The 24,053-nt window shown below is 68.0% G+C and carries 31 protein-coding genes; 19 read left to right on the forward strand and 12 right to left on the reverse strand.

Going from position 1 to position 24,053, the window contains the following annotated elements; translation table 11 throughout:
- Positions 1–11: 11 nt before the first annotated feature.
- On the forward strand, positions 12–347 hold the full coding sequence (locus tag C8258_RS22385; protein WP_106956877.1) for a hypothetical protein: 336 nt from the start codon (positions 12–14) through the stop codon (positions 345–347).
- A gap of 63 nt (positions 348–410) precedes the next feature.
- Here C8258_RS22385 and C8258_RS22390 read toward each other — a convergent pair whose 3' ends face one another.
- Entirely contained in the window at positions 411–794 is a 384-nt protein-coding gene (locus C8258_RS22390) for a hypothetical protein (protein WP_106956878.1), read from the reverse strand.
- A gap of 249 nt (positions 795–1,043) precedes the next feature.
- Between C8258_RS22390 and hemL the strand changes: the two genes are divergently transcribed.
- The 6 genes from hemL to ccsB all read left to right on the forward strand — a co-directional run bounded on the left by hemL (position 1,044) and on the right by ccsB (position 7,338).
- A complete protein-coding gene (hemL, locus tag C8258_RS22395; protein ID WP_106956933.1) occupies positions 1,044–2,381 on the forward strand; it encodes a glutamate-1-semialdehyde 2,1-aminomutase in 1,338 nt (445 codons plus the stop codon).
- Positions 2,382–2,581: 200 nt separating this feature from the next.
- Positions 2,582–3,187: a histidine phosphatase family protein gene (locus C8258_RS22400; protein ID WP_051025203.1), complete on the forward strand. Its 606-nt coding sequence runs from the start codon at positions 2,582–2,584 to the stop codon at positions 3,185–3,187.
- 26 nt (positions 3,188–3,213) lie between these two features.
- On the forward strand, positions 3,214–3,792 hold the full coding sequence (locus C8258_RS22405) for a TlpA disulfide reductase family protein (protein WP_039781250.1): 579 nt from the start codon (positions 3,214–3,216) through the stop codon (positions 3,790–3,792).
- A gap of 20 nt (positions 3,793–3,812) precedes the next feature.
- Positions 3,813–4,634 (forward strand): cytochrome c biogenesis CcdA family protein, encoded by an 822-nt coding sequence (locus C8258_RS22410; protein ID WP_106956934.1) that lies wholly within the window; start codon positions 3,813–3,815, stop codon positions 4,632–4,634.
- Between the two features lie 5 nt (positions 4,635–4,639).
- Entirely contained in the window at positions 4,640–6,343 is a 1,704-nt protein-coding gene (locus tag C8258_RS22415) for a cytochrome c biogenesis protein ResB (RefSeq protein WP_106956879.1), read from the forward strand.
- A gap of 2 nt (positions 6,344–6,345) precedes the next feature.
- Positions 6,346–7,338 carry a c-type cytochrome biogenesis protein CcsB gene (ccsB, locus tag C8258_RS22420; protein ID WP_106956880.1) on the forward strand — a complete coding sequence of 331 codons (993 nt, stop codon included), beginning with the start codon at positions 6,346–6,348 and terminating at the stop codon, positions 7,336–7,338.
- Here ccsB and C8258_RS22425 read toward each other — a convergent pair.
- Positions 7,335–8,705, reverse strand: a complete 1,371-nt coding sequence (locus C8258_RS22425) for a wax ester/triacylglycerol synthase domain-containing protein (protein ID WP_106956881.1) — start codon at positions 8,703–8,705, stop codon at positions 7,335–7,337. The genes ccsB and C8258_RS22425 overlap by 4 nt on opposite strands.
- A gap of 243 nt (positions 8,706–8,948) precedes the next feature.
- Between C8258_RS22425 and C8258_RS22430 the strand changes: the two genes are divergently transcribed.
- The 3 genes from C8258_RS22430 to C8258_RS22440 are packed head-to-tail and all read left to right on the forward strand — an operon-like array spanning position 8,949 to position 10,354.
- Positions 8,949–9,293, forward strand: a complete 345-nt coding sequence (locus C8258_RS22430; protein ID WP_106956882.1) for a DUF1801 domain-containing protein — start codon at positions 8,949–8,951, stop codon at positions 9,291–9,293.
- Positions 9,294–9,309: 16 nt separating this feature from the next.
- The gene (locus C8258_RS22435) at positions 9,310–9,735 is read left to right on the forward strand and encodes a YciI family protein (RefSeq protein WP_106956883.1); all 426 of its coding nucleotides are present in this window, start codon (positions 9,310–9,312) and stop codon (positions 9,733–9,735) included.
- Between the two features lie 13 nt (positions 9,736–9,748).
- Entirely contained in the window at positions 9,749–10,354 is a 606-nt protein-coding gene (locus tag C8258_RS22440) for a sigma factor-like helix-turn-helix DNA-binding protein (protein ID WP_106956884.1), read from the forward strand.
- Positions 10,355–11,207: 853 nt separating this feature from the next.
- Here C8258_RS22440 and C8258_RS22445 read toward each other — a convergent pair.
- Positions 11,208–11,420, reverse strand: coding sequence for a helix-turn-helix domain-containing protein (locus C8258_RS22445; protein ID WP_106956885.1), 213 nt, complete (start codon positions 11,418–11,420; stop codon positions 11,208–11,210).
- Entirely contained in the window at positions 11,417–11,722 is a 306-nt protein-coding gene (locus tag C8258_RS22450; RefSeq protein ID WP_106956886.1) for a hypothetical protein, read from the reverse strand. The genes C8258_RS22445 and C8258_RS22450 overlap by 4 nt, the downstream gene beginning before the upstream one ends.
- Positions 11,723–11,828: 106 nt before the next feature.
- Here C8258_RS22450 and C8258_RS22455 point away from each other — a divergent pair, with 106 nt between their 5' ends.
- On the forward strand, positions 11,829–13,007 hold the full coding sequence (locus C8258_RS22455; RefSeq protein ID WP_036505970.1) for a helix-turn-helix domain-containing protein: 1,179 nt from the start codon (positions 11,829–11,831) through the stop codon (positions 13,005–13,007).
- A 164-nt stretch (positions 13,008–13,171) separates the two neighbouring features.
- Here C8258_RS22455 and C8258_RS22460 read toward each other — a convergent pair whose 3' ends face one another.
- The 4 genes from C8258_RS22460 to C8258_RS22475 all read right to left on the reverse strand — a co-directional run bounded on the left by C8258_RS22460 (position 13,172) and on the right by C8258_RS22475 (position 15,998).
- Positions 13,172–13,624, reverse strand: coding sequence for a nuclear transport factor 2 family protein (locus C8258_RS22460; RefSeq protein WP_106956887.1), 453 nt, complete (start codon positions 13,622–13,624; stop codon positions 13,172–13,174).
- Positions 13,625–13,689: 65 nt separating this feature from the next.
- Positions 13,690–13,917, reverse strand: coding sequence for a deoxyribodipyrimidine photolyase (locus tag C8258_RS22465; protein WP_233225261.1), 228 nt, complete (start codon positions 13,915–13,917; stop codon positions 13,690–13,692).
- Between the two features lie 185 nt (positions 13,918–14,102).
- Complete coding sequence (locus C8258_RS22470; RefSeq protein ID WP_106956889.1) at positions 14,103–15,080, reverse strand: zinc-binding dehydrogenase; 978 nt, start codon at positions 15,078–15,080, stop codon at positions 14,103–14,105.
- A 39-nt stretch (positions 15,081–15,119) separates the two neighbouring features.
- The gene (locus C8258_RS22475; RefSeq protein ID WP_233225262.1) at positions 15,120–15,998 is read right to left on the reverse strand and encodes a helix-turn-helix transcriptional regulator; all 879 of its coding nucleotides are present in this window, start codon (positions 15,996–15,998) and stop codon (positions 15,120–15,122) included.
- A 147-nt stretch (positions 15,999–16,145) separates the two neighbouring features.
- Here C8258_RS22475 and C8258_RS22480 point away from each other — a divergent pair, with 147 nt between their 5' ends.
- Complete coding sequence (locus C8258_RS22480; RefSeq protein ID WP_106956890.1) at positions 16,146–16,808, forward strand: 1-acyl-sn-glycerol-3-phosphate acyltransferase; 663 nt, start codon at positions 16,146–16,148, stop codon at positions 16,806–16,808.
- Between the two features lie 85 nt (positions 16,809–16,893).
- On the forward strand, positions 16,894–17,541 hold the full coding sequence (locus tag C8258_RS22485) for a histone deacetylase (RefSeq protein WP_106956891.1): 648 nt from the start codon (positions 16,894–16,896) through the stop codon (positions 17,539–17,541).
- A gap of 51 nt (positions 17,542–17,592) precedes the next feature.
- Here the strand turns inward: C8258_RS22485 and C8258_RS22490 are convergent, their stop codons facing one another.
- Complete coding sequence (locus C8258_RS22490) at positions 17,593–18,489, reverse strand: LysR family transcriptional regulator (RefSeq protein ID WP_106956892.1); 897 nt, start codon at positions 18,487–18,489, stop codon at positions 17,593–17,595.
- Between the two features lie 71 nt (positions 18,490–18,560).
- Here C8258_RS22490 and dapA point away from each other — a divergent pair, with 71 nt between their 5' ends.
- Positions 18,561–19,439: a 4-hydroxy-tetrahydrodipicolinate synthase gene (gene dapA / locus C8258_RS22495; RefSeq protein WP_106956893.1), complete on the forward strand. Its 879-nt coding sequence runs from the start codon at positions 18,561–18,563 to the stop codon at positions 19,437–19,439.
- A 43-nt stretch (positions 19,440–19,482) separates the two neighbouring features.
- On the opposite strand, the gene C8258_RS22500 is transcribed toward dapA, so the two are convergent.
- Complete coding sequence (locus C8258_RS22500) at positions 19,483–19,686, reverse strand: hypothetical protein (RefSeq protein WP_036506051.1); 204 nt, start codon at positions 19,684–19,686, stop codon at positions 19,483–19,485.
- Between the two features lie 78 nt (positions 19,687–19,764).
- The gene (locus C8258_RS22505; RefSeq protein ID WP_051025198.1) at positions 19,765–19,998 is read right to left on the reverse strand and encodes a BldC family transcriptional regulator; all 234 of its coding nucleotides are present in this window, start codon (positions 19,996–19,998) and stop codon (positions 19,765–19,767) included.
- Positions 19,999–20,220: 222 nt separating this feature from the next.
- Here C8258_RS22505 and C8258_RS22510 point away from each other — a divergent pair, with 222 nt between their 5' ends.
- From C8258_RS22510 to C8258_RS22530, 5 genes are all read left to right on the forward strand, one after another.
- A complete protein-coding gene (locus C8258_RS22510) occupies positions 20,221–20,559 on the forward strand; it encodes a DUF4229 domain-containing protein (protein WP_036505958.1) in 339 nt (112 codons plus the stop codon).
- A gap of 16 nt (positions 20,560–20,575) precedes the next feature.
- Entirely contained in the window at positions 20,576–21,661 is a 1,086-nt protein-coding gene (locus tag C8258_RS22515) for a PLP-dependent cysteine synthase family protein (protein ID WP_106956894.1), read from the forward strand.
- Between the two features lie 93 nt (positions 21,662–21,754).
- Entirely contained in the window at positions 21,755–21,976 is a 222-nt protein-coding gene (locus C8258_RS22520; protein WP_036505955.1) for a helix-turn-helix domain-containing protein, read from the forward strand.
- Complete coding sequence (locus tag C8258_RS22525; RefSeq protein ID WP_106956895.1) at positions 21,976–22,566, forward strand: Clp protease N-terminal domain-containing protein; 591 nt, start codon at positions 21,976–21,978, stop codon at positions 22,564–22,566. The genes C8258_RS22520 and C8258_RS22525 overlap by 1 nt, the downstream gene beginning before the upstream one ends.
- A 25-nt stretch (positions 22,567–22,591) precedes the next feature.
- A complete protein-coding gene (locus C8258_RS22530; RefSeq protein WP_063065442.1) occupies positions 22,592–22,981 on the forward strand; it encodes a phage holin family protein in 390 nt (129 codons plus the stop codon).
- A 20-nt stretch (positions 22,982–23,001) separates the two neighbouring features.
- On the opposite strand, the gene C8258_RS22535 is transcribed toward C8258_RS22530, so the two are convergent.
- Complete coding sequence (locus tag C8258_RS22535) at positions 23,002–23,871, reverse strand: 1,4-dihydroxy-2-naphthoate polyprenyltransferase (protein WP_106956936.1); 870 nt, start codon at positions 23,869–23,871, stop codon at positions 23,002–23,004.
- Positions 23,872–24,053 lie beyond the last annotated feature (182 nt).

Consider the following 24,053-nt stretch of genomic DNA (forward strand, 5'->3'; position numbering starts at 1 on the left):
ATTACCGGAAAATGAGCACCATGACGCGCACCCGAGCAGTGCGGAAATCCTCGTTCACGATTCTCGCGGCCGCAGCGATCGGTATGGCCCCGGTGGCCGTGGCCGCCGCCTCGCCTGAAAGTCCTTCGGCCGCACGCACTTCGGCGGTTACTGTGGAGCCGGCCGGTCCGCAGGCATCCGGCCCGCAGAGCCGCGCCGCCGCGGGTGTCGCCGATTCGGTGGCCGCGACTCCGGTGTCGCCGCGCGCGGGGCAGGTTTCCTCACTGCTGGATCTGCTTCCCACGCCGCTGAATTGCCTGCTGTCCACCGGCTATGCCCTGCTGTGCCTGGGCGTTCCGGTGCCCTGAACCGCCGCCGCGCGGTCAGTGCCGGTCGAAGACCTTCGGTCAGAGCCGGTCGGAGACCTTCGGTCAGTGCCACTGCTGGAAGACGTCGAGCAGGCGCGTGCCGTGCGATCCGGGCACGTTCGCCATCACCACGACGTTGCCGTCCGGATGGCTCGCCGCCTCCTCGATCACCTGCCGCAGTGAGGCGTGCACGTTGCCGTTCTGATCGTGATAGAGCTGGGTGTCCGGCTCGAGACCCGCACCGATCCGGCTCTCCGGAACGACCATCGTGACCAGTGCCGGAATCGGCCCGTCGCCCAGCGCGGCGGTCTCGTCGTGGGTGAGGATCACTCCGGCGCGCTGCTGTTCGGGCTGGACGACGGGCGTCACGGCGGCGGCCTGGGTCGCTGCCGCGACGGAGCCGACGAGGGTTGTCAACAGGGCTACCCCGAATACTGCTTTGCGCATGGACCCTCCCGGCGGTGAGCGTGATGGTGGGTACGAGGTTACGCATGGGCAACCAGGCCACAACCCTTATGGCAGGAAATTTACGCCGCGTGTTGCGCTGCGGGCGCCGACGGGCGAATGTGAGGAAATTCTCGGCAAACCGCTGGTCGGGCGAGCGAGAGTACAATGCACCGACTCGTTCTGTGGGGTGGCTCACCCCACTACACCCTGTCGTCGACCGCTCCGGCGGGGGCTGCGACACTGGTGGTCGTGAGTTCTTCTCCGCGCGCGACCCAGGTAAACGTGCCGGTCTCCGCCCGACTCTTCGAACGCGCCGCCGCGATCATCCCCGGCGGTGTGAACTCGCCTGTGCGGGCCTTCAATTCGGTCGGCGGCACCCCGCGATTCATCGCTTCGGCGCGCGGGTACACGCTCACCGACGCCGACGGCAACGACTATGTGGACCTGGTGTGTTCCTGGGGACCGATGATCCTCGGACATGCGCACCCGGCCGTCGTGGACGCGGTGCAGCGGGCCGCCACCAGCGGGCTGTCCTTCGGCGCGCCGACCGAGGCCGAGATCGAGCTGGCCGAGGCGATCGCCGCGCGGGTCGATCCGGTGCAGCGGGTGCGGCTGGTGAACTCCGGCACCGAGGCCACCATGAGCGCGGTGCGGCTGGCGCGCGGATTCACCGGACGCAGCAAGATCGTCAAGTTCGCGGGCTGCTATCACGGCCATGTCGACGCGTTGCTGGCCGATGCCGGTTCCGGCGTCGCCACCCTGGGTCTGCCCACCTCGCCGGGTGTGACCGGGGCGCAGGCCTCCGACACCCTCGTACTGCCCTACAACGACCTCGAAGCCGTCGCCACGGCCTTCGCCGAATATCCGGGCCAGATCGCCGCCGTGATCACCGAGGCGGCCGCCGGCAATATGGGCGCGGTCCCGCCGCTGCCCGGTTTCAACGCCGGCCTGCGCGAGCTGACCAGCGAACACGGCGCCCTGCTGATCATGGACGAGGTGATGACCGGCTTCCGCGTCAGCGCCGCGGGCTGGTACGGCCGCGATCCGGTGGCCGGCGATCTGTACACCTTCGGCAAGGTGATGAGCGGCGGACTCCCGGCCGCGGCCTTCGGTGGCCGCGCCGAGGTCATGGATCACCTCGCGCCGATCGGGCCGGTGTATCAAGCGGGCACGCTCTCGGGTAATCCGGTGGCGGTGGCGGCCGGGCTGGCCACGCTGCGCGCCGCCGACGCGGACGTCTACGCGGCCCTCGACCGCAACGCCGAACGACTCGGATCCCTGATCACCGATGCTCTGACCACCGCGGGGGTCCCGCACACCGTGCAATTCGCGGGCAATATGGTGAGCGTGTTCTTCGCCGAGGGTCCGGTTACCGACTACGCCACCGCCAAGGCCACCGCCACCTGGCGTTTCCCGGCCTTCTTCCACGCGCTGCTGGAGCGTGGCGTCTACGCGCCGCCGAGCCCGTTCGAGGCCTGGTTCGTCTCGGCCGCCCTCGACGAGGACGCATTCGACCGTATCGCTGCCGCACTGCCCGCCGCCGCCGCGGCAGCCGCGGCCGCCACACCCGAAGGATCCCGCGCGTGAGCGACTCAGATCAGCTCGAATCCGTCACTGCCGCAACAGAATCCCCCTCGCACGAAGAACCGGCGTCGACCGGTGCGGCCGCGGCGAACGGGGACACCGAACCGTCGCAGGCGCCCGTGCCCGGCTCGGGAGCCGATGCCGGCAAGGTTCCCTCGCTCCCCGGTGACGTCGCCTCGGATACCGAGACGATCGTGCACGTGATGCGCCACGGCGAGGTGCACAACCCCAAGGGGATCCTCTACGGCCGCCTGCCCGGCTTCAGTCTCTCGGTGACCGGCCGTTCGCAGGCGGCGACGGTCGCGCGCACCCTCGCCGACCACGACATCGCCCTGGTCGTCGCCTCGCCGCTGCAGCGCGCCCAGGAGACCGCCGCGCCGATCGCCGGACAGCACGGGCTGATCGTGCGCACCGACGACAACCTCATCGAGGCCGGCAACACCTTCGAGGGCCTGCGGGTATCGGTCGGCGACGGCGCGCTGCGCAAGCCGCGGCACTGGTGGAAATTGCGCGATCCGTTCACCCCGTCGTGGGGAGAGCCGTATCTGCAGATCGCGCATCGCATGCTCGCCGCCGTGAACAAGGCGCGGGTGGAGGCGGCCGGGCACGAGGCCGTGGTGGTATCGCATCAACTGCCGGTGTGGACGTTGCGTCGCTTCCTGGAGGGCAAGCGGCTGTGGCACGATCCGCGGCAGCGGCAGTGCTCGCTGGCTTCGCTGACTTCGCTTGTGTACCAAGGCGATACGTTGATCGACATCGTCTACTCCGAGCCGTCCGGCGGCTCGGATCCCAGGGTGACCGGGGCGTGAGCGGGGCGGTCCGGCGTCTGCTGCCGATGCTGCTGGCCTGCGTGGCGGTCGTCGCCGCGCTGGCCGGTTGTTCGTCGGGTAACGACGCGGTCGCCCAGGGCGGCACCTTCGATTTCGTCTCACCCGGTGGCAAGACCGATATCCGGTACGACCCACCGGCCGCGCGCGGCACGATCGGCCACCTCTCGGGACCGAATCTGCTGACCGGCAAGACCGTCTCGGTCGACGACTTCCCGAATCAGGTCGTCGTGCTGAACCTCTGGGGGCAGTGGTGCGGGCCGTGCCGCGCGGAAGCGCCCGCGCTGGAACAGGTCTACGAACAGTCCAAGGACAAGGGCGTCGCCTTCCTGGGGATCAATGTGCGTGATCCGCAACAGGACAAGGCGCGCGACTTCGTGACCGACAATCACGTCGGCTATCCCTCCATCTACGACCCCGAGATGCGCAGCCTGCTGGCGCTCGGCGGCAAATTCCCCACCAGCGTCATCCCCACCACGCTGGTGCTGGATCGGCAGCATCGCGTCGCCGCGGTCTTCCTGCGGTCGTTGCTGGCCGAGGATCTGCTGCCGGTGGTGAATCAGGTCGCGCAGGAGGGCCGGCAGTGACGGCGTTGGCTTCCCCGGCGGTGCCGGCGTTGGCTTCGGTGGGCGAATCGTTCCAGCAGACCGCGGCCACCGGGCCGCTGCTGCTGGCCTTGGGCGCCTGCCTGCTCGCCGGACTCGTCTCGTTCGCGTCGCCGTGCGTGGTGCCGCTGGTGCCGGGATATCTGTCTTATCTGGCCGGGCTCGTGGGCGCCGAAGCGCCGCCGGTCACCGTCGGCGAAGCCCAGGGCAAGAGCGCGGCCGTCGCGCTGCGCAGCGGGCGGATGCGCGTGGCGGGTGCGGCCGGACTCTTCGTCGCCGGTTTCACCGTGGTGTTCGTGCTGGCCTCGGCCACGGTCTTCGGGGTCATCCAGACCCTGAACGTCAATCGTGAACTGCTGCAACGCATCGGCGGCGTGGTGACGATCGTGATGGGGCTGGTGTTCCTCGGCCTGGTGCCGATGTTGCAGCGTGACACCAGAATGCATCCGCGCCGGCTCACCGGAATCGTCGGCGCGCCGCTGCTGGGCGCGGTGTTCGCCCTCGGCTGGACGCCGTGCCTGGGTCCGACGCTGTCCGGCGTGATGGCCGTTTCCGCCGGCACCGAGGGGGCGACGGCCGCTCGCGGTGTCGCGCTGATCGTGGCGTACTGCCTCGGTCTCGGCCTGCCGTTCGTGATTCTCGCGTTCGGATCGGCCACCGCGCTGCGCGGAGTCGGCTGGCTCCGGCGCAACTCGCGCACCATTCAGATCATCGGCGGCGTACTGCTCGTCGTGGTCGGCATCGCACTGGTCACCGGGATGTGGGATCAGTTCGTCGGATGGATCCGCAACGTATTCGTCTCCCAGGTAACCCTGCCGATCTGAGCCCCATGACTGCCACGATGACGCCCCCGTCCACCGCTGCGAAGCCGCCGCGCCAGTCGCTGCCGCGCCGCGCGTTCGCACTGCTGCGCAACGCCTGGCGCGGATTGACCAGTATGCGCACCGCGCTGATGCTGCTGTTCCTGCTGGCGCTGGCGGCGATTCCGGGGGCGTTGCTGCCGCAGCGCAGTCTCAACCCGCAGAAGGTCGACAAGTACATCGCCGATCGCGGCACCCTCGGTCCGTGGATGGACCGGCTGCAGCTGTTCGACGTGTTCTCCAGCTTCTGGTTCACCGCGATCTACGCCCTGCTGTTCGTCTCACTGGTCGGCTGCATCGTGCCGCGCGTCTTCGACCACTACAAGGCGCTGCGCACACCGCCGGTCATGGTGCCGCGCAACCTGTCCCGGCTGCCGCATCACGCCGCGACCACCACCGATGACACCCCGGCCGAGGCGATCGAGCAGGCGCGGCGCGGGCTGCGCGGCTGGCGCACGGTGGTGCGGGACGAATCCGGCGTGCGCAACGGCCGTCCCGGTGAGGTGACGCTCTCCGCGGAGAAGGGGTATCTGCGCGAGCTCGGCAACCTGGTCTTCCACCTGGCCCTGGTCGGCCTGCTGGTCGCGATCGCGGCGGGCAAGCTGTTCGGCTACGAGGGCAACGTGATCGTCGTCGCCGACGGCGGTCCCGGATTCTGCACCACCTCGCCGGCGGTCTTCGATTCCTTCAAGGCCGGGCGGGTCAACGACGGCACCGGACTGACCCCGGTCTGCGTGCGCGTCAAGGATTTCAAGGCCGACTACCTTCCCAACGGGCAGGCCGAGATGTTCACCGCCGACATCTCGTATCAGACCGGCGAGGATCTGGCGACCGACACCTGGCGTGACACCACCATCCAGGTCAACCATCCGCTGCGCGTCGCCGGCGACCGTGTCTACCTGCAGGGACACGGTTACGCGCCGACCTTCACCGTCACCTATCCGAACGGGCAGAAGCGCACCGAGACCATCCAGTGGCGGCCCGACGACGGCGCCACCTTCCTGTCCAGCGGTGTGATGCGATTCGACCCGCCGGGCGGTATGTACGGCAGCGAGGACGAGCGGCGCAAGAACCAGATCGCGATCGAGGGCCTGTTCGCCCCGACCGCGCTGATGCACGGCAGCCTGCTGACCTCCTCGTATCCGGGCCTGACCGATCCGGCGGTGGCGATCGACATCTACCGCGGCGAGACCGGACTCGACACCGGGCGCGCGCAGTCGCTGTTCTCGCTCGATCCGGAGATGATCAAACAGGGCCGGCTGACGAAGCAGCAGCGCGTCAATCTGCGGCCCGGTGAATCGGCCACGCTGGCCGACGGCACCAAGGTCACCTTCGACGGCGCGCAGCAGTACGCGAATCTGCAGGTCTCCCACGATCCGGCGCAGAGCTGGGTGCTGGTGTGCGCGTTGACGATGATGGCCGGTCTGCTGGTCTCGCTGGTGGTGAAGCGGCGGCGGATCTGGTTGCGCGCCTATCCGGAAGGCCCGGACGACGACGGTTCCGGTGAACGACGTACTGTAGTAGAAATGGGTGGGCTGGCCCGCACCGACCAGGCGGGGTGGGGCGGCGAGTTCGACCGCTTGCTGACGCGGCTGCTCGGCTCCGACCGCACCGACACCGGCAGCCCCACGGATCAGCGCCCGGTCGCCCGGACCGAGAGCACGGGAGAGTGAACATGCCGATCGACGAAACACTCGCCGGTTACAGCAATCTCGCCTTCAAGACGGCGTTCGTCGTCTACCTGCTGGTGCTGGCGATGCTGATCGTGCAGTACGCCTCCGCGAAGAAGAAGGTGACCAGCGCGCAGGAGCGTGAGCGCGAACTGGTCGGCGTGGGCGCCTCCGGTGGCGTGAGCGCCGACCGCCCGCTCGTCCCCGGCAAGCTGGAGCCCGCGCCGAAGCGTTCGCTGGCGGAGCAACTCGGCAATATGGCGTTCGCGGTCGTCTTCGTCGCGATCGGCCTGCACCTGGCCTCGATCGTGTTGCGCGGCTTCGCGACCCACCGCTTCCCGCTCGGCAATATGTACGAGTTCATCACCATGGCGACCGCGGCCGCGATGGTCACCGGCCTGGTGTTCATCCACGACCGCCGGTACCGCGCGATGTGGGTCTTCCTGCTGGTCCCGGTGCTGATCCTGATGTTCCTGGCCGGCCAGGTGCTCTACGCCGACGCCGCGCCCGTGGTTCCGGCGCTGAAGTCGTACTGGCTGCCGATCCACGTCACCATCGTCAGCATCGGCAGCGGCATCTTCATGCTCTCCGGTGTGGCGAGCCTGCTGTTCCTGCTGCGCATGAACCAGCCGGAGGGGCAGGAATCGAGCAACCCGCTCGGCGCCCTCGCCCGCCGCCTGCCCGACGCCCGCACCCTCGACCGCCTCGCCTACCGGACGACGGTCGTGGCCTTCCCCCTCTTCGGCACCGGCATCATCCTCGGCGCCATCTGGGCCGAAAGCGCGTGGGGCCGCTTCTGGGGCTGGGACCCCAAGGAAACCGTCTCCTTCATCGCCTGGGTCATCTACGCCGCCTACCTGCACGCCCGCGCGACCTCCGGCTGGCGCGAAACCAAGGCCGCCTGGATCAACGTGGCCGGTTTCGTCGCGATGCTGTTCAACCTTTTCATCATCAACATCGTGGTCAGCGGGCTGCACAGCTACGCCGGGCTCAACTAGCCTCCACCCAGTTCGAGGACGGTGTGGAAACCTTCGGCGAGGCAGTCGGTGAAGACTTCCACGTCCGGCACGGCGGCGGTATCGGCGTTGATGCCCACACAGCAGGTGTCGGTGTGTGAGATGAGGGTGACGTTGAACGCCGTGCCGATGGTGGGGCCGAAGGCGTACATCCGCTCGACGGCGGCGCCGGCGATGTAGATGGGTACGGGGGAGCCGGGGACGTCCGAGGCGACGAAGTCCACGTGCTTGAGCATCGCGGTGACGATGGCGACCGGCAGCCGGTTGAGGGTGGCGGCGACGGCGGCCGAATAGGGAATCGCCGGTTCGTGTCGCCAGCCGAGGACCATCGCGTCGAGTACGGGCATCAGTGCCGCCGGGTCGGTGATGCCGGCCGGTAGTGCGAATCTGACCAGGGTGATGCGATTTCCGCCGATCGGGTCGGTGTCCTTGCGCACGCTGACCGGCATCGTGACCCGCAGCCGCTCGACCTCCGTTTCGTGCACTTCGTGATAGCGGTGCAGCCCGATGACCACCCCGGCCAGGAAGGCGTCGTTGAGGGTGCAACCGACCGTGTGCGCGGCGCGGCGCAGCGGTTCGAGCGGCACATCGACGGTCGAAAGATGGCGCGCCAGACCACGTTCCGTCATCACGGGGGAGAGGGTGCCGACCACCGGTCGCGCCAGTTTGCCGATCGAGACGGCCAGCCCCACCCCGTCGCGCACGGTACCCACCGGGTGGGTGAGGGCGTGGCGGGCCAGCGGCAGCACGTGCGCGAGGCCGCCGCGCAGCAACTCCGATCCCACCGCCCAGTTCCATCCGACGATGTCGGCCAGCCCACCGCGGCTTTCCGGGGCGGGCTCGGGATCCGGCCGAGGTTCGCCGCCGGAGCGGGTGAAATCGACGATCTCGTTGGCCAATTGGATGCCGCCCAAGCCGTCGGTCAGGCAGTGGTGCACCTTGAGCACCAGCGCGCTGCCGCCGCCGGCCACATCGCCGAGCACGGTCACCTGCCACAGCGGGCGGACCGGGTCGAAGGCTGTCATGGCCTCGACACGGGCGAATTCGAACACCGCCGTCCGGTCGAGCGCGGCCGGCAGTGCGACCCGGCGCATATGCCAGGACAGGTCGAAGCCGGGGTCGGCTTCCCAGCGCGGCGGAGCGAGACCGGCCGGCAGGGCGACCAGCCGATCCCGGAAGCGGGGCGCCACCCGGGTGCCGCGATCGACGGCCTTCACCAGTCGTTCCCAGTCGGGCTCGGCGTCGAGCATCACGACCGAGACGATCGTCGAGCGCAGGACCGCGTCGCGCTCCATGCTCCACGAGAACAGGTCGGACTGGCTGAGGTGAGATTCGCGCGTGTCCGTCATCGGCGTGCCTTCGCTGGGAAATCGGCGCCGTGATCGCCGCGGATGCGACTCCCGGCGCCGCTCGTGTCTCGACCGTATGCATCGCACCCGTCGCGCCGGTAGGGCCGAACGTCGGTGCCGCCGTGACCAAGGACTCGTGCCGGTCCGAAAAAAGTTTTCCTTCCATGTCGAAATCCCCGAGGGTCGCGCGAAGGACTTGTCGAGAGCCGGACCGGCCGGCCCAGCCACGGAGGGAAGAACGAGATGAACACCGACGTCACCGCCTACATCGACGGCAAGAAAGCCTGGCAGACCGGGATCTGCGCGAGCCTGCGCCGTACCGTGCACGGCACCCTGCCGGGTGTCGTGGAGGTATTCCAGTACGGCAAGCCACATTTCACGGTCGACGGGACGAACGTGGCCGTGTTGCACGTGGCCGCGGCTAAGGTCTCGTTCATGGTTTTCGGCGCACAGGAGATCGAGCCGGTGCCGGGGGTGCTTCGGTCGTTGGGGTCCGGTGAGCGCAAGGCCGTCGACTTCCGCGAAGGCGACGCTGTCGATCCCGAATTCATCGCCGACCTGCTGCGCCGCGTAGCCGGCAGCAACTGAGAAAAGAGGTTTCGTCATGCGCGTGATGGTGATGACCAAGGGCGATGCCGCCGACGAAGGCAAGGGGCAGCCGACCCAGGAGATGTTCGAGAAGATGCAGGAGTTCAACGAGAAGTTGGTGAAGGCGGGCATCATGCTCGGCGGCGAAGGACTCCAGCCCAGCAGCACCGGAGCGAAGGTCAGCTTCTCGACTTCCGGAACCTCGGTGGTGGACGGTCCGTTCACCGAGTCCAAGGAAGTCATTGCGGGATACTGGATTTGGGAGGTCAGCTCGCTGGCGGAGGCCGTCGAGTGGGCGAAGCGCTGCCCGTTCGATCCGTCGTACGGTGATTCCCAGGTTCTGGAGATTCGCCCGCTCTTCGATATGGACGACTTCGCCGAAACCGTCGACGCCGAGACCCTGGCCCGCAGCGAGCAGCTGCAGCACCGGCCCTCGGAATGAACCCGGCCGGCCGATGGAACTGCGCGAATCGGTCGAGGCGCTGTGGCGGATCGAGGCACCTCAGCTGATCGCGACGCTGGCCCGCCGCATCGGCGACCTCGACATCGCCGAGGACCTGGCCTCCGAGGCATTCGTCGCCGCCCCGGAGCAGTGGCCCGCCGAGGGCATTCCGGCCAGGTCCGGCGCCTGGTTGACGAGCACCGCGTGGCACAAGGCGATCGACCGTGCCCGGCGGGAGGAGACGGCGCGCAAGAAGGCGCCGCTCCTGCTCGCCGGGCGCGACGGGCAACTCCCGGACGTCACCGCCGAGGCGCTCACTCCCATCCCGGACGATCTGCTGACCATGGTGTTCACCACCTGCCATCCGGTGCTCTCGCCCGAATCGCGGGTCGCGCTCACACTGCGGTTGTTCGGCGGCCTGACCACCGAGGAGATCGCGCGGGCGTTTCTCTGCCCCTCGGCGACCATCGGTCAGCGCATCTCGCGCGCCAAGCGCACGCTCGCGGAGGCTCGGGTCCCGGTCGAGGCGCCCTCGGCCGGAGAACTGCCCGAGCGCCTGCGCGCGGTGCTCGAGTGGCGCACACGCGTCGGCGGGGCGGCGGGGGCTGTCGGCGGGTAGTTGCGGGTTTGTCGGCATCGCGCAATGCCCGCACCCTTATCGCCGCCATCGGTTCGACGCCGGGAGGGGAGCGGGAAGCCAGGAGCGGCGGCGGAAGCCGGGAAGCCGGCGAGGGGAGCGGGAAACCGGCGAGGGGAGCGGGAAACCGGAGCGGGGAGCGGAGACCCGGCAGCGAGGACCCGGGAGCTTGGGCTCGCTGGGGTTCCGGATGGCGATCTCGGTGGTGTGCGGGGACCTCGGTCTCCCGCTGCGCAATCTTGCGATTTCGTTCTGGGAGTCGAACGGAAGGTTGTAGATCCGGGCAACGTTGCGTCAACCTGCGTAGACACTGGTGACGCCCGTACCTGCGGGGCTGCGGCTCGGGATCGACAGGGAGGTAACGATTCATTGCAATCGCATTAATGCGATCTAACCGGAGGACTCAGACCGGTTACGGTGTGTGCGCGGAGGTTGCCCTCCATGGGAGCGGATACGTCGGCCTCCGTTGTTAGGGGATGAACCGGTGCCCCACTTCTGTGGGTCTGAGCCGCCCAGCGGGTGGGGCACTGCCTCTTTTTGCGCACCAACGACCTCCGACGGTGGACGCGGGCGGTCACTGCGTCGCGGAATCTTCGCGGACGTGATGGCCGCATCGCTGTGTGCCCGGTGAGGTCCGCACCCGTACGGTGGGGCGGGGTTTATACCGGTCCGCGGGACGCCCGATGACGTCACTGGCGATGAGGATCCGGTGCCGTGGAGATCGTCTGCCGTGTGCGGGCGCGTCGGCGGATCAAGGTTTCGCCCGTGCGGGTCGGACAGCATGCGGCCCACAGCAATACGGTTGTCGGAATTCCCGCGGCGATCAGCAGGCCGATCACCGGATCGTTGCCGCGACGGCGCGACCGCGCGGGCTCAGTTGCCATCGGCAGCGGTCTCGGCTCGGGACGATCAGGCCGCGCGCGTGCAGGCGGGCCAGGGCGTTGCGGATGCTTCGCGTGGTGTGCGCCGTGGCTCGTTGCAGTTGGGCGGTGGTGAGGAGACCGCCCGGCGCGAGTGTGCGCAGGACAGCGCGCTCGCTCGGATTCACGCGCGAGCTCCGGAGACGTGCCATCGTGCGAAAGACAGGCGAGGGCAAGCGGTTTCGACATCCGCCAGGTGCATGATCAGGTCGAGGGTGCGGGCGTCGAGATGGGCGGGTGTGGGCATCACGACCGCATCCACGTCGGCCGTGCGGATCTGGTCGAGCAGCGGAATGGTCCGATGCGGCGCCGGCCAGAGCAGCGTGTAACCGAGGTGGCGGCCGAGCCGTTTCAACTGTGCCGCATCCCAGTTCGGCGCGGTGCTGACCTCCGGGTCGATCCAGGCCAGCGCTGTCGGACGTGTTCTCATCCCTACCCCTCCTGTCTGTGTATGTCAGATTCGGTGCAGGTAGGGGCGCCGAAGACCAGTGAAGGGACAGGGGGACAGCGCGGCCGTATCGATCTACTCTCGGAGCATGGGCGAACACGTGGGGCGGCGGATCGCATCCGAGCGCAAGATCGCGGGTCTGGGGCAGCGTCAGTTGGCGGCGCGGGCGAACTATTCGCTGTCGATGGTGAAGGCGGTCGAGCAGGGGCGAGAGGTTGCCTCCCCGGGGTTCATTGCGGCGGTATCCAGGGCGTTGGGGATAGACCCGGACAGGTTGCAGGGCACTCCCTATCTCGAGACGCTCGAAGAGGACGGACCCCTCGAAGGCCTTCCGGAGCTGCGCGCCGTACTTGCCGAAGGTTCGTATGTGCAGGCACTGGAGCCGACGACCGCCGCGGAGTTGCGCGCGGAACTCGACTCCGTCGAAGCTGCGTTGCACAACGATCGGACGCGTCGCGCTCTTGCATTGCTGCCGAACCTGATTCGTCGACTGCACGGTGCCGCCGAGACGGCTTCCGACGATGCCGAGCGCGCCGCTGTGTACGGCATGCTGTGCGCGGCCTACATCGCCGCGGAAGGGGCATGCTGCCGGCTCGGATACTCGTCGTTGACCGCTCTGGTACTCGATCGGCTCGATACCGTCGCGTCGCGCGCCGACGACCCCGGCTTTGCGGTTCGCAGTTTGATGAAGCGCTCGCGGCTACTCATGGCGCACGATTCAACCGATGTGGCAATGAATTTGGTGGAACGAGGAATGGCGTTGGTCCCCGGTGCAACCGAGGGAGAACGGGTTTTGCGCGGCTACGGACACCTGCGGGCAGCGATCGTGGCCGCGCGCGGCCGTCGTCTGGAACTCGCGCAGGACCACATCGCCGCCGCGCGTGACATCGCGCGGCCGATGAGCCATGAGAGCGATTTGTACACAACGGATTTCGGCCCAGGCAACGTCGAAATCCATGCCTGTGCTGTGGAGTTGGAAGCCGGTGATCCGGGCAGAGCGGCGCGTGAGGGAGCGGAACTGCGGATCCCGTCCGACGTCGCTGCGCCGCGCGTCGGCCACCACTGGCAGGACAATGCGCGCGCGTGGTTGATGTCGGGTAAGCCGGATCGAGCGCTGGCCGCGCTCAACAAGGCTCGTGCCGCCGCACCGCAGCAGACGCGGCTGCATCCTTCGGTTCGCGAAACCGTGTACGGCATCGCCGCGGCGCAGCGCCGTCAATCCGAGGGGTTGCTGGGATTCGCGGCGTGGATCGGGGCGGGGCTCTAGCGAACCCCCTCGCCTTTTCGTGCCTCGGGGTGCGGTGGTGGGTGAACTATTCGTGCAAACCTCCGCGAAAATTGCGGAAAACTCGAAATATCGACGAGGTTTGCACGATTAGTTCAGGGTCCGCCCGCTCCGAACGCATGTCTCGGCCCACGGTCGTCGAGACTTCACGGCGCGGCGACGGTCGTGGTCTCCGGGGCGAACGCCTGGGCGACGGCAAGGCTGTCCTCGTAGACGTGGTGGCGGGTGATCAGGCCGTTCTCCACCGTGAGGTGAAGGGCGAAGCGGGCGCGGTAGGGGCGTCCGGTCGCGCGTGCGGTTTGGCGAATCTCGCCCAGTACCACCGCATCCGGGCCGTCGACGAGAATGCGTTCGACCACCGTGCCGACCTCTTCGGGCACATGGTGTTCAGCGATCTCGCGGAAATGCGCGGCCGCGTCGGCGCGGGTGGAGCGGTGTGTGATCCACGGGGTGGCGGCGCGGCCGTGCTCGTCCTCCGGCCAGTTCAGTTTCCAGTCGCTCGTCGGGGCGTACAGCGCGGCAACAGTTTCCGGATCGCCGCCCGCCATGCGGGCCAGCAAATCTTCGACGACGGTGCGGGTGGCAGCGGAATCGTTCACTCTGTCGACCCTGCCCGCGCGGGGGCCGCAAGTCCATTACCTCCGACGTCATGCGGATCGAACTTTCAGGACCTTTTGCTCGGGATGACGACGACCACGATGAGGGTCAGGATGCTGAAGAACAGTCCCAGTAACCCCCAGCCGAACGGATTGCGGCCCTTGGCGGCGGCGATGGCGGCGCAGATGAACGCGGCGATGATGCTGCCGATGGCGACGAAGATTCCTTTCACGCCGCGCAGGATGAATCCGGCCGCTTCCGGATCGGTGTGGGCGGCAGCCAGCAACAAGTTCATGATCACTCCTCCTGTGCCGCGAGCTTCCGGGCCGAAATAGAGTCCGGTGTGCGGCTTCTCAGCAGTACCCGCGCGCTGAGGCCGCAAACGGCGGCGCTCCCCTTGCGGCCGAGCGACCGCCGCCCGTCCCGACCAGCGGCCCGCGCACCGACGGGACCGACGTGGGCCGCACGTCGTCCGGGTCATCATCCCCTCGCTGTCGCCAACACCAACTTGCCTGTGCTGGAGCCTGATTCGATGCGTCGATGCGCGTCGACAACTTGGTCGAACGGCAGGGATTCGACCTGGACGCGTAGCGCCCCGCGTGCGGCTGCTTCGACTGCCCGGCGCAGCGCGGCGCCCGCTTCGGCGGGGTAGGCGGCGGCGAAGGCGGCGAGATTGAATCCGGAGACCGTTTTGCTGGTGAACCACAGCTCGTTCGCGGAAACTCCGACGTCTTCGGCGCCGGAAGCGTTGCCCATCACGATCATTCGGCCCAGCGGGCGAAGGCGGTCGAGACTGGCGCGACGGGCAGGGCCGCCGACCATATCGACCACGATGTCGAACTCACCTGCGCTGGAGATGTTCTCGCGCAGGATCACCTCGTCGTAGCCGAAGGACCGAGCTACGTCGATCTTCTCGGCGCTGCCGACGGTGCCGACCACCCGGCCCGCACCGAGCAATCGTGCGGCCTGGCCGAGCTGGCTGCCGACGCCGCCGGCCGCCGCATGGACCAGCACACTCTCGCCGGGTTCGATCCGCGCCACGCGATCGAGAACGAGAAAGGCGGTGGTGCTGTTGGACGGCAACGCCGCCGCGACATCGAGGCTCAGGTCGAGGCCGTCGAGCGGTGCGACCAAGGCGGCGGAGGTGACCACGACCTCGGCGTAACCGCCACTGTCGACGATGGTCAGCGCCGCGACCGGCCGGCCGACCGTCAGTCCCGTCACGTCCGGTCCGACGGCACGGATCCGGCCCGAGACCTCGATACCCGGCACGAACGGCAACGGCACACCGACCACGCCCTGCCGGTACAACACCTCGGCGAAGTTGGCTCCCGCGTAGGCGACGTCGATGGAGACCTGGCCCGGGCCGGGTTCCGGGATGTCGACGGTGGCCGGCCGCAGCACCTCCGCGGGGCCGAATTCGGGGATGGTGATCGCCTGCATCTGTGCATTGCTCATGAGGACGATCCTCGGCGCGCGGAAGGCGAGGAGGCAGTGTCAGCTCATCCTGGGTGTGAGACCACCAGGCTGCAACAGCCGTTCCAGGCGTTCGGCGGTGTCGGTGCCGGGGCGCGGATTGTGCAGGATCAGGTGGTGGCCGGGGTGGTCGGGCACCGGGAACAACGTGGCGTCGAAGATCAGCAAGCCCACGTCGGGATGTTCGACGGCCTTCACCGCGACGCTGTGTTCGGCGGCGTCGTGCCGGTTCCACAGCTCGGCGAATTCCGGGCTGACCTGCGCGAGATCGGTTGCGATGCGGTCGAATTCGGGATCGTCGGGATAGCGGGCGGAGTCGGCGCGGAACCCGGCCGCCACGCTCGGCGCATTCTCCGCCCACTGCCGATGCAGGACGCGGTAGCGGGCATTGGTGAAGTAGGACACCAGGCAGTTGTGGTCGGTGTCGCCGTAACCGAACACGCGCCGGGCGGCGTCGTTGACGGCGGTGAAATTCCAATGCCGGTCCCGGATGTATCCCGGGCGCGGAGCCCATGCGTCCAGCAGGGCCTGCATCTGTGGAGAAGCCGGGACCGACGGCGCGGCCTCACGCTGCGGCGGATTGAGGCCGGAGAGGCGATACAGATGTGCGCGTTCGGCCTCGTCGAGCAGCAGCGCGCGGGCCACGGCATCGAGCACCTCGCCCGAGACCTTGATATCGCGCCCCTGCTCGAGCCACGTGTACCAGGACACGCCGACCCCGGCCAGCACGGCGACCTCTTCACGCCGCAACCCGGGAGTGCGCCGCCGCCCGGCCTCCGGAAGTCCCACCTCGGCGGGCGTGAGCCGTTCGCGGCGGCTGCGCAGATATTCGCGCAGTTCTGCCCGTCGCCGATCTCGCGCGCTCGTGCCGCGCGGATCGTCGTTCGTGCTGATACTCACTCGTTCACGATAGTGACGTGGCGGAAGTGCTGATGGCTCGAGCCCGAATTGATCGTGCAAACCTCGTCGTCACACGAAAGCAGGGCCCGAACATGTCGGTGCCCCGTGGGAGAATCGAGTTCGTTCGGTGGGAATCGGGGGGTTGAAATGAGCGAACAATCAGGGCGTCGGCCCAGGGGGTTGGGTAAGCGGGCATGGCTCACCACGCAGTTCGTGCGCCGGATTCTGCGCACGCTGGCGTGGTCGAACTTCGTGCACGTCACCGTGGTGGGGCGAGAACTGGTGCCGAAGGCGGGGCCGGTGATCGTGGCGAGCAACCACATCTCGATGCTGGACGCGGTGTTCCTGTGGGGTGCGTTGCGGCGCAGGGCAATTGCCATCGCGATGGCCGAGTTGTGGTCGTGGCCGGTGGTCGGGTGGTTGGTGCGGCGACTGGGTCATATTCCGGTGGTGCGGCGCGACAATGTGTCCGGGCAGTCGGCGATGGCACAGGCGGAACAGATTCTGCGGTACGGCGGGGTGCTGATCATCTATCCGGAAGGGCGATTGGTGGCGTCGGGCGACACCGAGCCGTACAAGCCGGGCGTGGCGAAACTGGCTCTGGCGACCGGAGTTCCGATCGTTCCGGTGGGCACCACGGGCACCGACCGAGTGCTGCCGATGCGCCGCAATCGAGGCGATGGCCCCGCATTCGACCGCCGCCAGCAGGTGCGGATCCATTTCGGCACGCCCATCGATCCCGCGGAGTTCGACGATCCGGAGAAATTACTCGATCACCTGCGCCGGCGCATCGAAGATCTGCGGGGATGAGGTCGGCGGACCCCAGGTGCCGAAGGTCTCGCCCTGCCCTCCCGTATGGTCGGGATGTGGCCATTCCGGAAGGAACCGAGCTCCGATGACCACGGAGCGCGTGTGGTACGCCGCTTACGGATCGAACCTGTTCGAGAAGCGGTTCACCTACTACCGGGCGGGCGGCAATCCGCCGGGCACCCCGCGTCTCTACGGGGGGTTCCGCGATCCCACGCCGCCCGCGCGGAATTGTCCGCTGTCACTTCCCGGATGCGTCTATTTCGCGGGGCGGAGCCCGGTGTGGAGCGGTGGTGTGGCCTTCTATGCCCACCGGCCGCCGACGGACTGGCCGGTCGGCGCGGCGGCGCGGGGTTACCTGCTGACCGTCGGTCAGTTCAGTGATCTGATGGCTCAAGAGATGCACCGGCAACCGGGACACGGGCCGGTCTTCGACCCCGAGGAGGTGGTTCGCCGCGGCTCGCTCCAACTCGGCGAAGGCCACTACGAAACGCTCTGGCACGTGGACGACGTCGACGGCATCCCGGTCCTGACCTTCACCGCCCCGGACAGTCCGCTGACCGTTGATCTGACCAAACCGTCCGCACGGTATCTCAGCATGCTGGCCGGCGGACTCGGCGAATCCCACGGCTGGCCTCCGGACCGCATACTGCACTACCTGTCCGACCTGCCGGGCGTCCGAGATTTCTGGGATCCCGACGAACTCCGAACGGTGGTCGACGGCCGGAGCCTCTGACCGGGCAGCGGCACACCCGGCTGGGGCGAGCACGGTGGTACGACCCGCGGTTCAGGTGAGTTCGTCCACCGGCGGGATGGTTCCGGTGGTGGCGTGCAGGGCGGTGCGGGCGGCGGAGATGGTGGGGTTGGTGCGGGTGCCGGCGCGGTAGGCGATCCGGGTGCGGCGGCGGATGGGGAGCGGGGTCAATTCGACCGGGGTGGTGTCGGTTTCAGGATGGAGGGGTATCGCGAGCTGCGGGATGAATGCGACGCCCTGACCGGCGGCGACCAGGGCGAGCACCGTGCCGAAATCGTCGGAGCGGTGGCGGATACGAGGAACGAAACCCGCTGCCTCGCACGCTCTTACGGTCATGGTGTGGCAGAGGGTGCCGGGTGTTCCGGAGATCCAGGCCGCCTCGCGGTAGGCGGCCAGCGGCTGGGTGGTGCGGGCGGCCAGGTAGACCGGTTCCTCCAGGAACGGTTCGGTCTCCAGGCCGGCCTCCGGTTCGGCGGGTACGTAGTCGTACTCCTGGATGAGTGCGATATCCAGCGTGCCGGCGCGCAGTGCCGCGGGCACGGCCGCCGGATCCAGTTCCGTCACATGCAGTTCCAGGCGCGGATGAGCACGGCTGAGCGAGACCAGTGCATGCGGCAGTATCCGCTGCACGGCGGTGGGGAAGGCGCCGATGTGCAGGGCTCCCGTGAGTTCGGCGGTGGCCAGTTCGGCCTCCGCCTGCTCCAGGATCGCGAGGACCGATTCCGTGTGCTCCACCAGGCGACGCGCCGCCGCGGTGAGGGTGACGCGGCGGCCGCTGCGTTCCAGTAGCGTGACCCCTGCCTCGCGTTCCAGCGCGGTGAGCTGCTGGGATACCGCCGACGGGGTGTAGGACACGGCCTCGGCGACCGCAGCAATCGTTCGGCGATGGGCCAATTCCCGCAACAGCCGTAGGCGGCGTACATCGAGCATAAGTTCAGCTTAATCTCGACGGAAGATTTGTGAACTGGACCTGAATCAACGACTGGACGAGGGTAGGTGGCATGACGTTCAGCGGTCTCTTCGTTCCACTCGTCACGCCGTTCACGGCGGACGGCGAGCTGGCCTGTGACGCTCTCGGCCGGCTTGCGCACGACGTCCTCGACGCGGGGGCCTCCGGCATCGTCGCCCTGGGCACCACCGGCGAGCCGGCCACCCTGACACCGGAGGAGAAGCGCCGGGTCGTCGACATCTGCGCCCAGGTCTGCGCCGAGCGTGACGCGTCGCTGATCGTGGGCACCGGCTCCAATTCGACGGCCGATTCCGAGCTCGCGCTGACCACACTGGACGAGCGGGTCGCGGCGGCGCTCACGGTGGTCCCGTATTACACGAAACCCTCGCAGCGCGGCGTGGTGGAACATTTCCGGCGGCTCGCGCAGCGGAGCCCGGTGCCGCTGCTGATCTACAACGTGCCGCATCGCACGGGCCGGCCGCTCGATCCGGAAACGTTGACCGAACTGGCCGAACTGCCGAACGTCGCGGGATTCAAACATGCCGTGGGTGTCGTGGACGAGACCACGGTCGCGTGGCTGGCGGCGGTCGGCGACCGGACGACGGTGCTGTGCGGCGACGACCTGTACGCGGCGCCGCTGCTGGCGATGGGCGCGCAGGGAGCCATTCTGACCTGCTCGAATGTGGCGCCCGCGGCCTATGCGGAGTTGATCGCGGCCTGGCGGGACGGACGGGTCGAGGCGGCCCGCAAAATCGGCAACCGGTTGGTCGAGCTGGCGCGGGCGCTGTTCGCCGAGGCCAACCCGACCGTGGTGAAAGGGGTGCTCGCCGCGCAGGGCCGGATACCGAGCGCGCACGTGCGCCTGCCGCTCCTGCCCGCGTGCGCCGATTCGGTCTCGGCTGCGCTGGCCGCCGCGGGCTCAATCGGCTGATCGGCCGCGCCTGCAAGCTATCTCACGGGTGAGGATATGCGCGTCAGTGATCCGTGCCCGGGTCGCCGTCGCGATGTTGGCGGGAGATCCGCCACAGAAATTCGGGGTCGTCATCGGGACCCACGACTCGACGTCGCTTCTCGGGCCCTCGTCCGATGCCGATCCGGGGCGCATGCTCCGGTCCGAACGCTTTCCAGCACAGCACCGCGACAGCCACGACCGCGATGAGTGCCAACAGGTACGCCACGTCGCTCACCTCCTGACATCGAGGGTAATCCCGTGGACGTACCTGTCGCACTGTGACCGCGAGAATGAGCCCTCGAACTCAGGGGCGGGTCGCCTCGGTGGTCAGCGACTTCAGCAGCTGCATTACCTCCGACTCACGGAAGCGGCGATGTCCGCCAGGGGTGCGCAGCGAGCCCAGCCGTCCGGCATGTGCCCACCGAGTGACCGTTTTCGGATCGACGTGGAACAGCGCCGCCACCTGGCCCGGGGTCAGGAGGGCCTCCTGGCCGTTGACGGAACCCAACGTGCGGCTCGCCGCGGTGATCGCAGTCATTCGCAAACCTTTCCGTAATCGACAGATCCCTCATCAGATAGCGACATCGTTGCACCCGGACCCCCAGGTGTTCGAACGATCTAACGTTGGTAAAGGGGAAGTAATAGACAAATCGGATATACGTACGGCTGAGTAGGTCGCGCCGGCGAACATCCGGTGATCGAATGCGGCGGGACCCGGGCAGGTCGGAACGGGTGCGGCGGCGTCGCCTACCCTGGTCGTGTGAGTGAAGCATCCCGATCCGACGACGCCGCGAGCGATCGGGCCCCGGCCTCGGCGGGTCGGCGGCTCGCGCGCAATCTGGCGCTGTACACCCTGGCCCGGCTGGCCCTGGTCGCCGTGATCGCCGTGATCATCCTGGTGGTGGCGCACGTGGTGAACGTCGACATCCCGCTGATCGTCGCGCTGCTGTTCGCGCTGATCGTGGCGATGCCGCTGTCGCTGGTCCTGTTCAAGCGGCTGCGGGCGCGCGTGAACGAGGACATCGCGGCGGTCGACGAGAAGCGCCGCAACGACAAAGCGAACCTGCGAGCTCGCCTGCGCGGCGAAGAGGCGCAGTGAGCGGGCGGGAGCTGCGGTGAAGTACTGCGATCGCAGTGCTTCGCGGGAGTGGGTCGACAATGCGGTGCGGCTGATCGAGGCCGATGCGCAGCGCAGCGCCGACACCCATCTACTGCGGTATCCGCTGCCACCCGAATGGGGCGTGCGGCTGTATCTCAAGGACGAGTCCACGCATCCGACCGGCAGCTTGAAACATCGGCTGGCGCGTTCACTGTTCCTCTACGCGATCTGCAACGGCTGGGTATGCGAGGGGACGACCATCGTCGAGGCGTCCTCTGGGTCGACCGCGATCAGCGAGGCGTATTTCGCGAAACTGCTCGGCCTGGACTTCGTCTCGGTGGTGCCGGCGAAGACCTCGCCCGAGAAGATCGCGCTGATCGAGGCGCAGGGCGGCCGATGCCACTTCGTCGACCGCGCGCCCGATATCTACGCCGAGGCCGTGCGGCTGGCCGCCGAATGCGACGGCCACTACATGGACCAGTTCACCTACGCCGAGCGGGCCACCGACTGGCGCGGTAACAACAACATCGCCGAATCCATCTATCAGCAAATGATTTTGGAGACCCATCCGGTTCCGGACTGGGTGGTGGTCGGCGCCGGCACCGGCGGAACGAGCGCGACCATCGGCCGGTACATCCGCTATCGCCGCCACGCCACCCGGCTGGCCGTGGTCGATCCGGAGAATTCGGCGTTCTACGGCGGGTACGAGGTCGGGGACCCGGGATATCAGACCGGTATGCCGTCGCGGATCGAGGGCATCGGCCGGCCGCGGGTGGAGCCTTCCTTCATCGGCGATGTGGTCGACCGGATGATCGAGGTGCCCGATGCCGCCTCCATCGCCGCGTGCCGCCATGCCAGTGCGGTGCTCGGCCGGCGAGTGGGCGGATCCACCGGAACCAATCTGTGGGGCGCGTTCGCCCTCATCGCCGAGATGATCGCCGCGGGACGCGAGGGCAGTGTGGTGACGCTGCTGTGCGATGGCGGGGACCGTTATGCCGGAACGTATTTCAACGACGAGTGGGTCGCGGGGCAGGGGCTGGACCTGGCCGAGTCGCTCGTGATTCTCGACGAATTCACCGCCACGGGTATCTGGACCGCCTGAGTCGCGGAATCTCCATCACCGTTCGCCGCAGGTGAACGCCCCTTGTGTCAATTTTGATTGACGCGCCCGCGATGTCAACGTAAATTGACGTACATGAGTGAAGCGACAACGCTGGCGGCCGCCGCCGGCAGTCCCGACCCCCAGGTCGGGCTGCGGGCGGTGCTCGCGCTGCGGCGATTGCTCGAGCGGCTCGAGGCGATCCAGGTGGCCAATGCCCGTAAGCAGGGCTGGTCCTGGCAAGCCATCGCCGAGGCGCTCGAGGTCAGTCGGCAGGCGGTCCATCAGAAGTACAACCGGAAAGGCGGAATCCACTGATGTTCGAGAGATTTGCCAAGGCGGCGCGCTCCGCCGTCGTGGACGCGCAGGAGGAAGCGCGTGAATTGCGTTCGCCCAGTATCGATGTCGAGCACCTGCTGCTGGGGCTCGCCACCTGTTCCGATGCGCAGCTGCGAAAGGTGCTGGAGGACAACGGCATCAGCGCCGAGGCGATTCGGAGGGCACTGCCCGGCCGGCCGCGGACCGAGGAACCGCTGGGCGAGGAGGACGCGGCCGCGCTGAAGTCGATCGGCATCGATCTGGACGCGGTGCGAGACAGTGTGCAGGCCACCTTCGGCGAGGGGGCCTTCGACGAGGCGGTGCCGGTTCCGGACAAGGGCCGCGGGCGGTTCCGGTTCGGCGGTGGAATGAGCTTCGGCCACATCCCCTTCACCCGCGAGGCCAAGAAGACCTTGGAACTGTCACTGCGAGAAGCGATCTCCCGCGGTGACGACCGTATCGAGGCCGGTCACGTCCTACTCGGCATCCTGCGCGCACCCAACCCTGCCACCCGGGAACTGCTGGGCGGCAGCGAAGGGATGGAGCGAGTGCGCAGCGCGGTACAGGAAATGCTCGACCGCGCGGCTTGACGGCGTCCGCCGTTAGCATTGCCGCATGGCACTTCTGCTCCGTTTGGCGATCAACGCCCTCGCGATCTGGCTCGCGGCGGCCTGGGTCGGCGGTATCGAATTGAAGGATCCGCCCGATGCCGGCACCGGCGGCAAGATTCTCGTCGTGGTCTGCGTCGCGATCGTCTTCGGGCTGGTCAACGCGCTGATCAAGCCGATCGTGAAATTGCTGTCGCTCCCGCTGGTGATCGTCACGCTGGGGCTGTTCCTGCTGGTGATCAATGCCCTCATGCTGTGGCTGACGGCGAAGATCACCGAAACCACCGACTACGGCCTGCGGGTCGACGGGTTCTGGGCGGCGATCTTCGGTGCCGTCATCGTGACCCTCGTCAACTGGGTGCTCGGCGTCGTGGTCCCGGAGGGCGGCCGGGACTGACGCTGTCGCGTCGCCGTTCGTCAGCCGAGGCCGAGCGCCAGTGCGGTGAGCAGGGACCAGCCCAGCATCGCCAAACCGGTATCGCGCAGCGAGGGAATCAATCCCGGTCCCTGCTGCCCACCGCGCACGGGGGCGTTGGATCGCACGGCGAGCGGTATCGCCAGCAGGCCCACCAGGGCCCACGGTGTGCGCATCACCAGCAGCAGCGAGGCCACGAACGGCACCACCATCAGCACCAGATGCAGTGTGCGGGTGCGGGTGTCGCCCAGTTTGACGGCGAGGGTGGTCTTGCCGGTCACCGAATCGGTGGGGATGTCGCGCAGATTGTTGGTGACCAGCACCGCGCTGGAGAACGCGCCGACCGCGATCGCGCCGACCAGTCCGGCCCAGTCGAGCCGTTCGGCCTGCACGAATTCGGTGCCCAGCACCGCGACCAGGCCGAAGAAGACGAAGACGGCGATCTCACCGAAACCGCTGTAGCCGTAGGGCTTACTGCCGCCGGTGTAGAACCAGGCGCCGGCCAGGCAGGCCGCGCCGATCAGCAGCAGCCACCACGCGGTGGTGATCACCAGGATCAATCCGAAGACAGCGCCCACGCTCAGGCAGGCGATGGCCGCGCCGCGCACCGCGGCCGGACTCGCCAGGCCCGAACCGACCAGTCGCAGTGGGCCGACGCGCTCGTCGTCGGTGCCGCGGATGCCGTCGGAGTAGTCGTTGGCGTAGTTGACGCCGATGATGAGAGCCAGCGAAACCAGCAGGCTCAGCAGGGCCTTCCACCACACCGCGGCATCCAGCGACGCGGCCGCGCCGGTGCCGACGAGGACCGGGGCGATCGCATTGGGCAGCGTCCGCGGGCGGGCGCCTTCGAGCCATTGTGCTGCACTAGCCATATCCGGCAGCCTAATGGTGGTGGCCCGGAGGCGGCAGCGCAGCGTCACCACGGAGGGCTTCACCATTAGGCAGAATCGACACAGCCTAATGGTGGTGGCCCGGAGGCGGCAGCGCAGCGTCACCGGAGGCGGCAGTACAGCGTCACCACGCGACCCTGTCGACAACATTATTACGATATATC

Origin of the sequence: Nocardia sp. MDA0666 (assembly GCF_003023875.1) — a bacterium.
Taxonomy (GTDB): domain Bacteria; phylum Actinomycetota; class Actinomycetes; order Mycobacteriales; family Mycobacteriaceae; genus Nocardia; species Nocardia aobensis.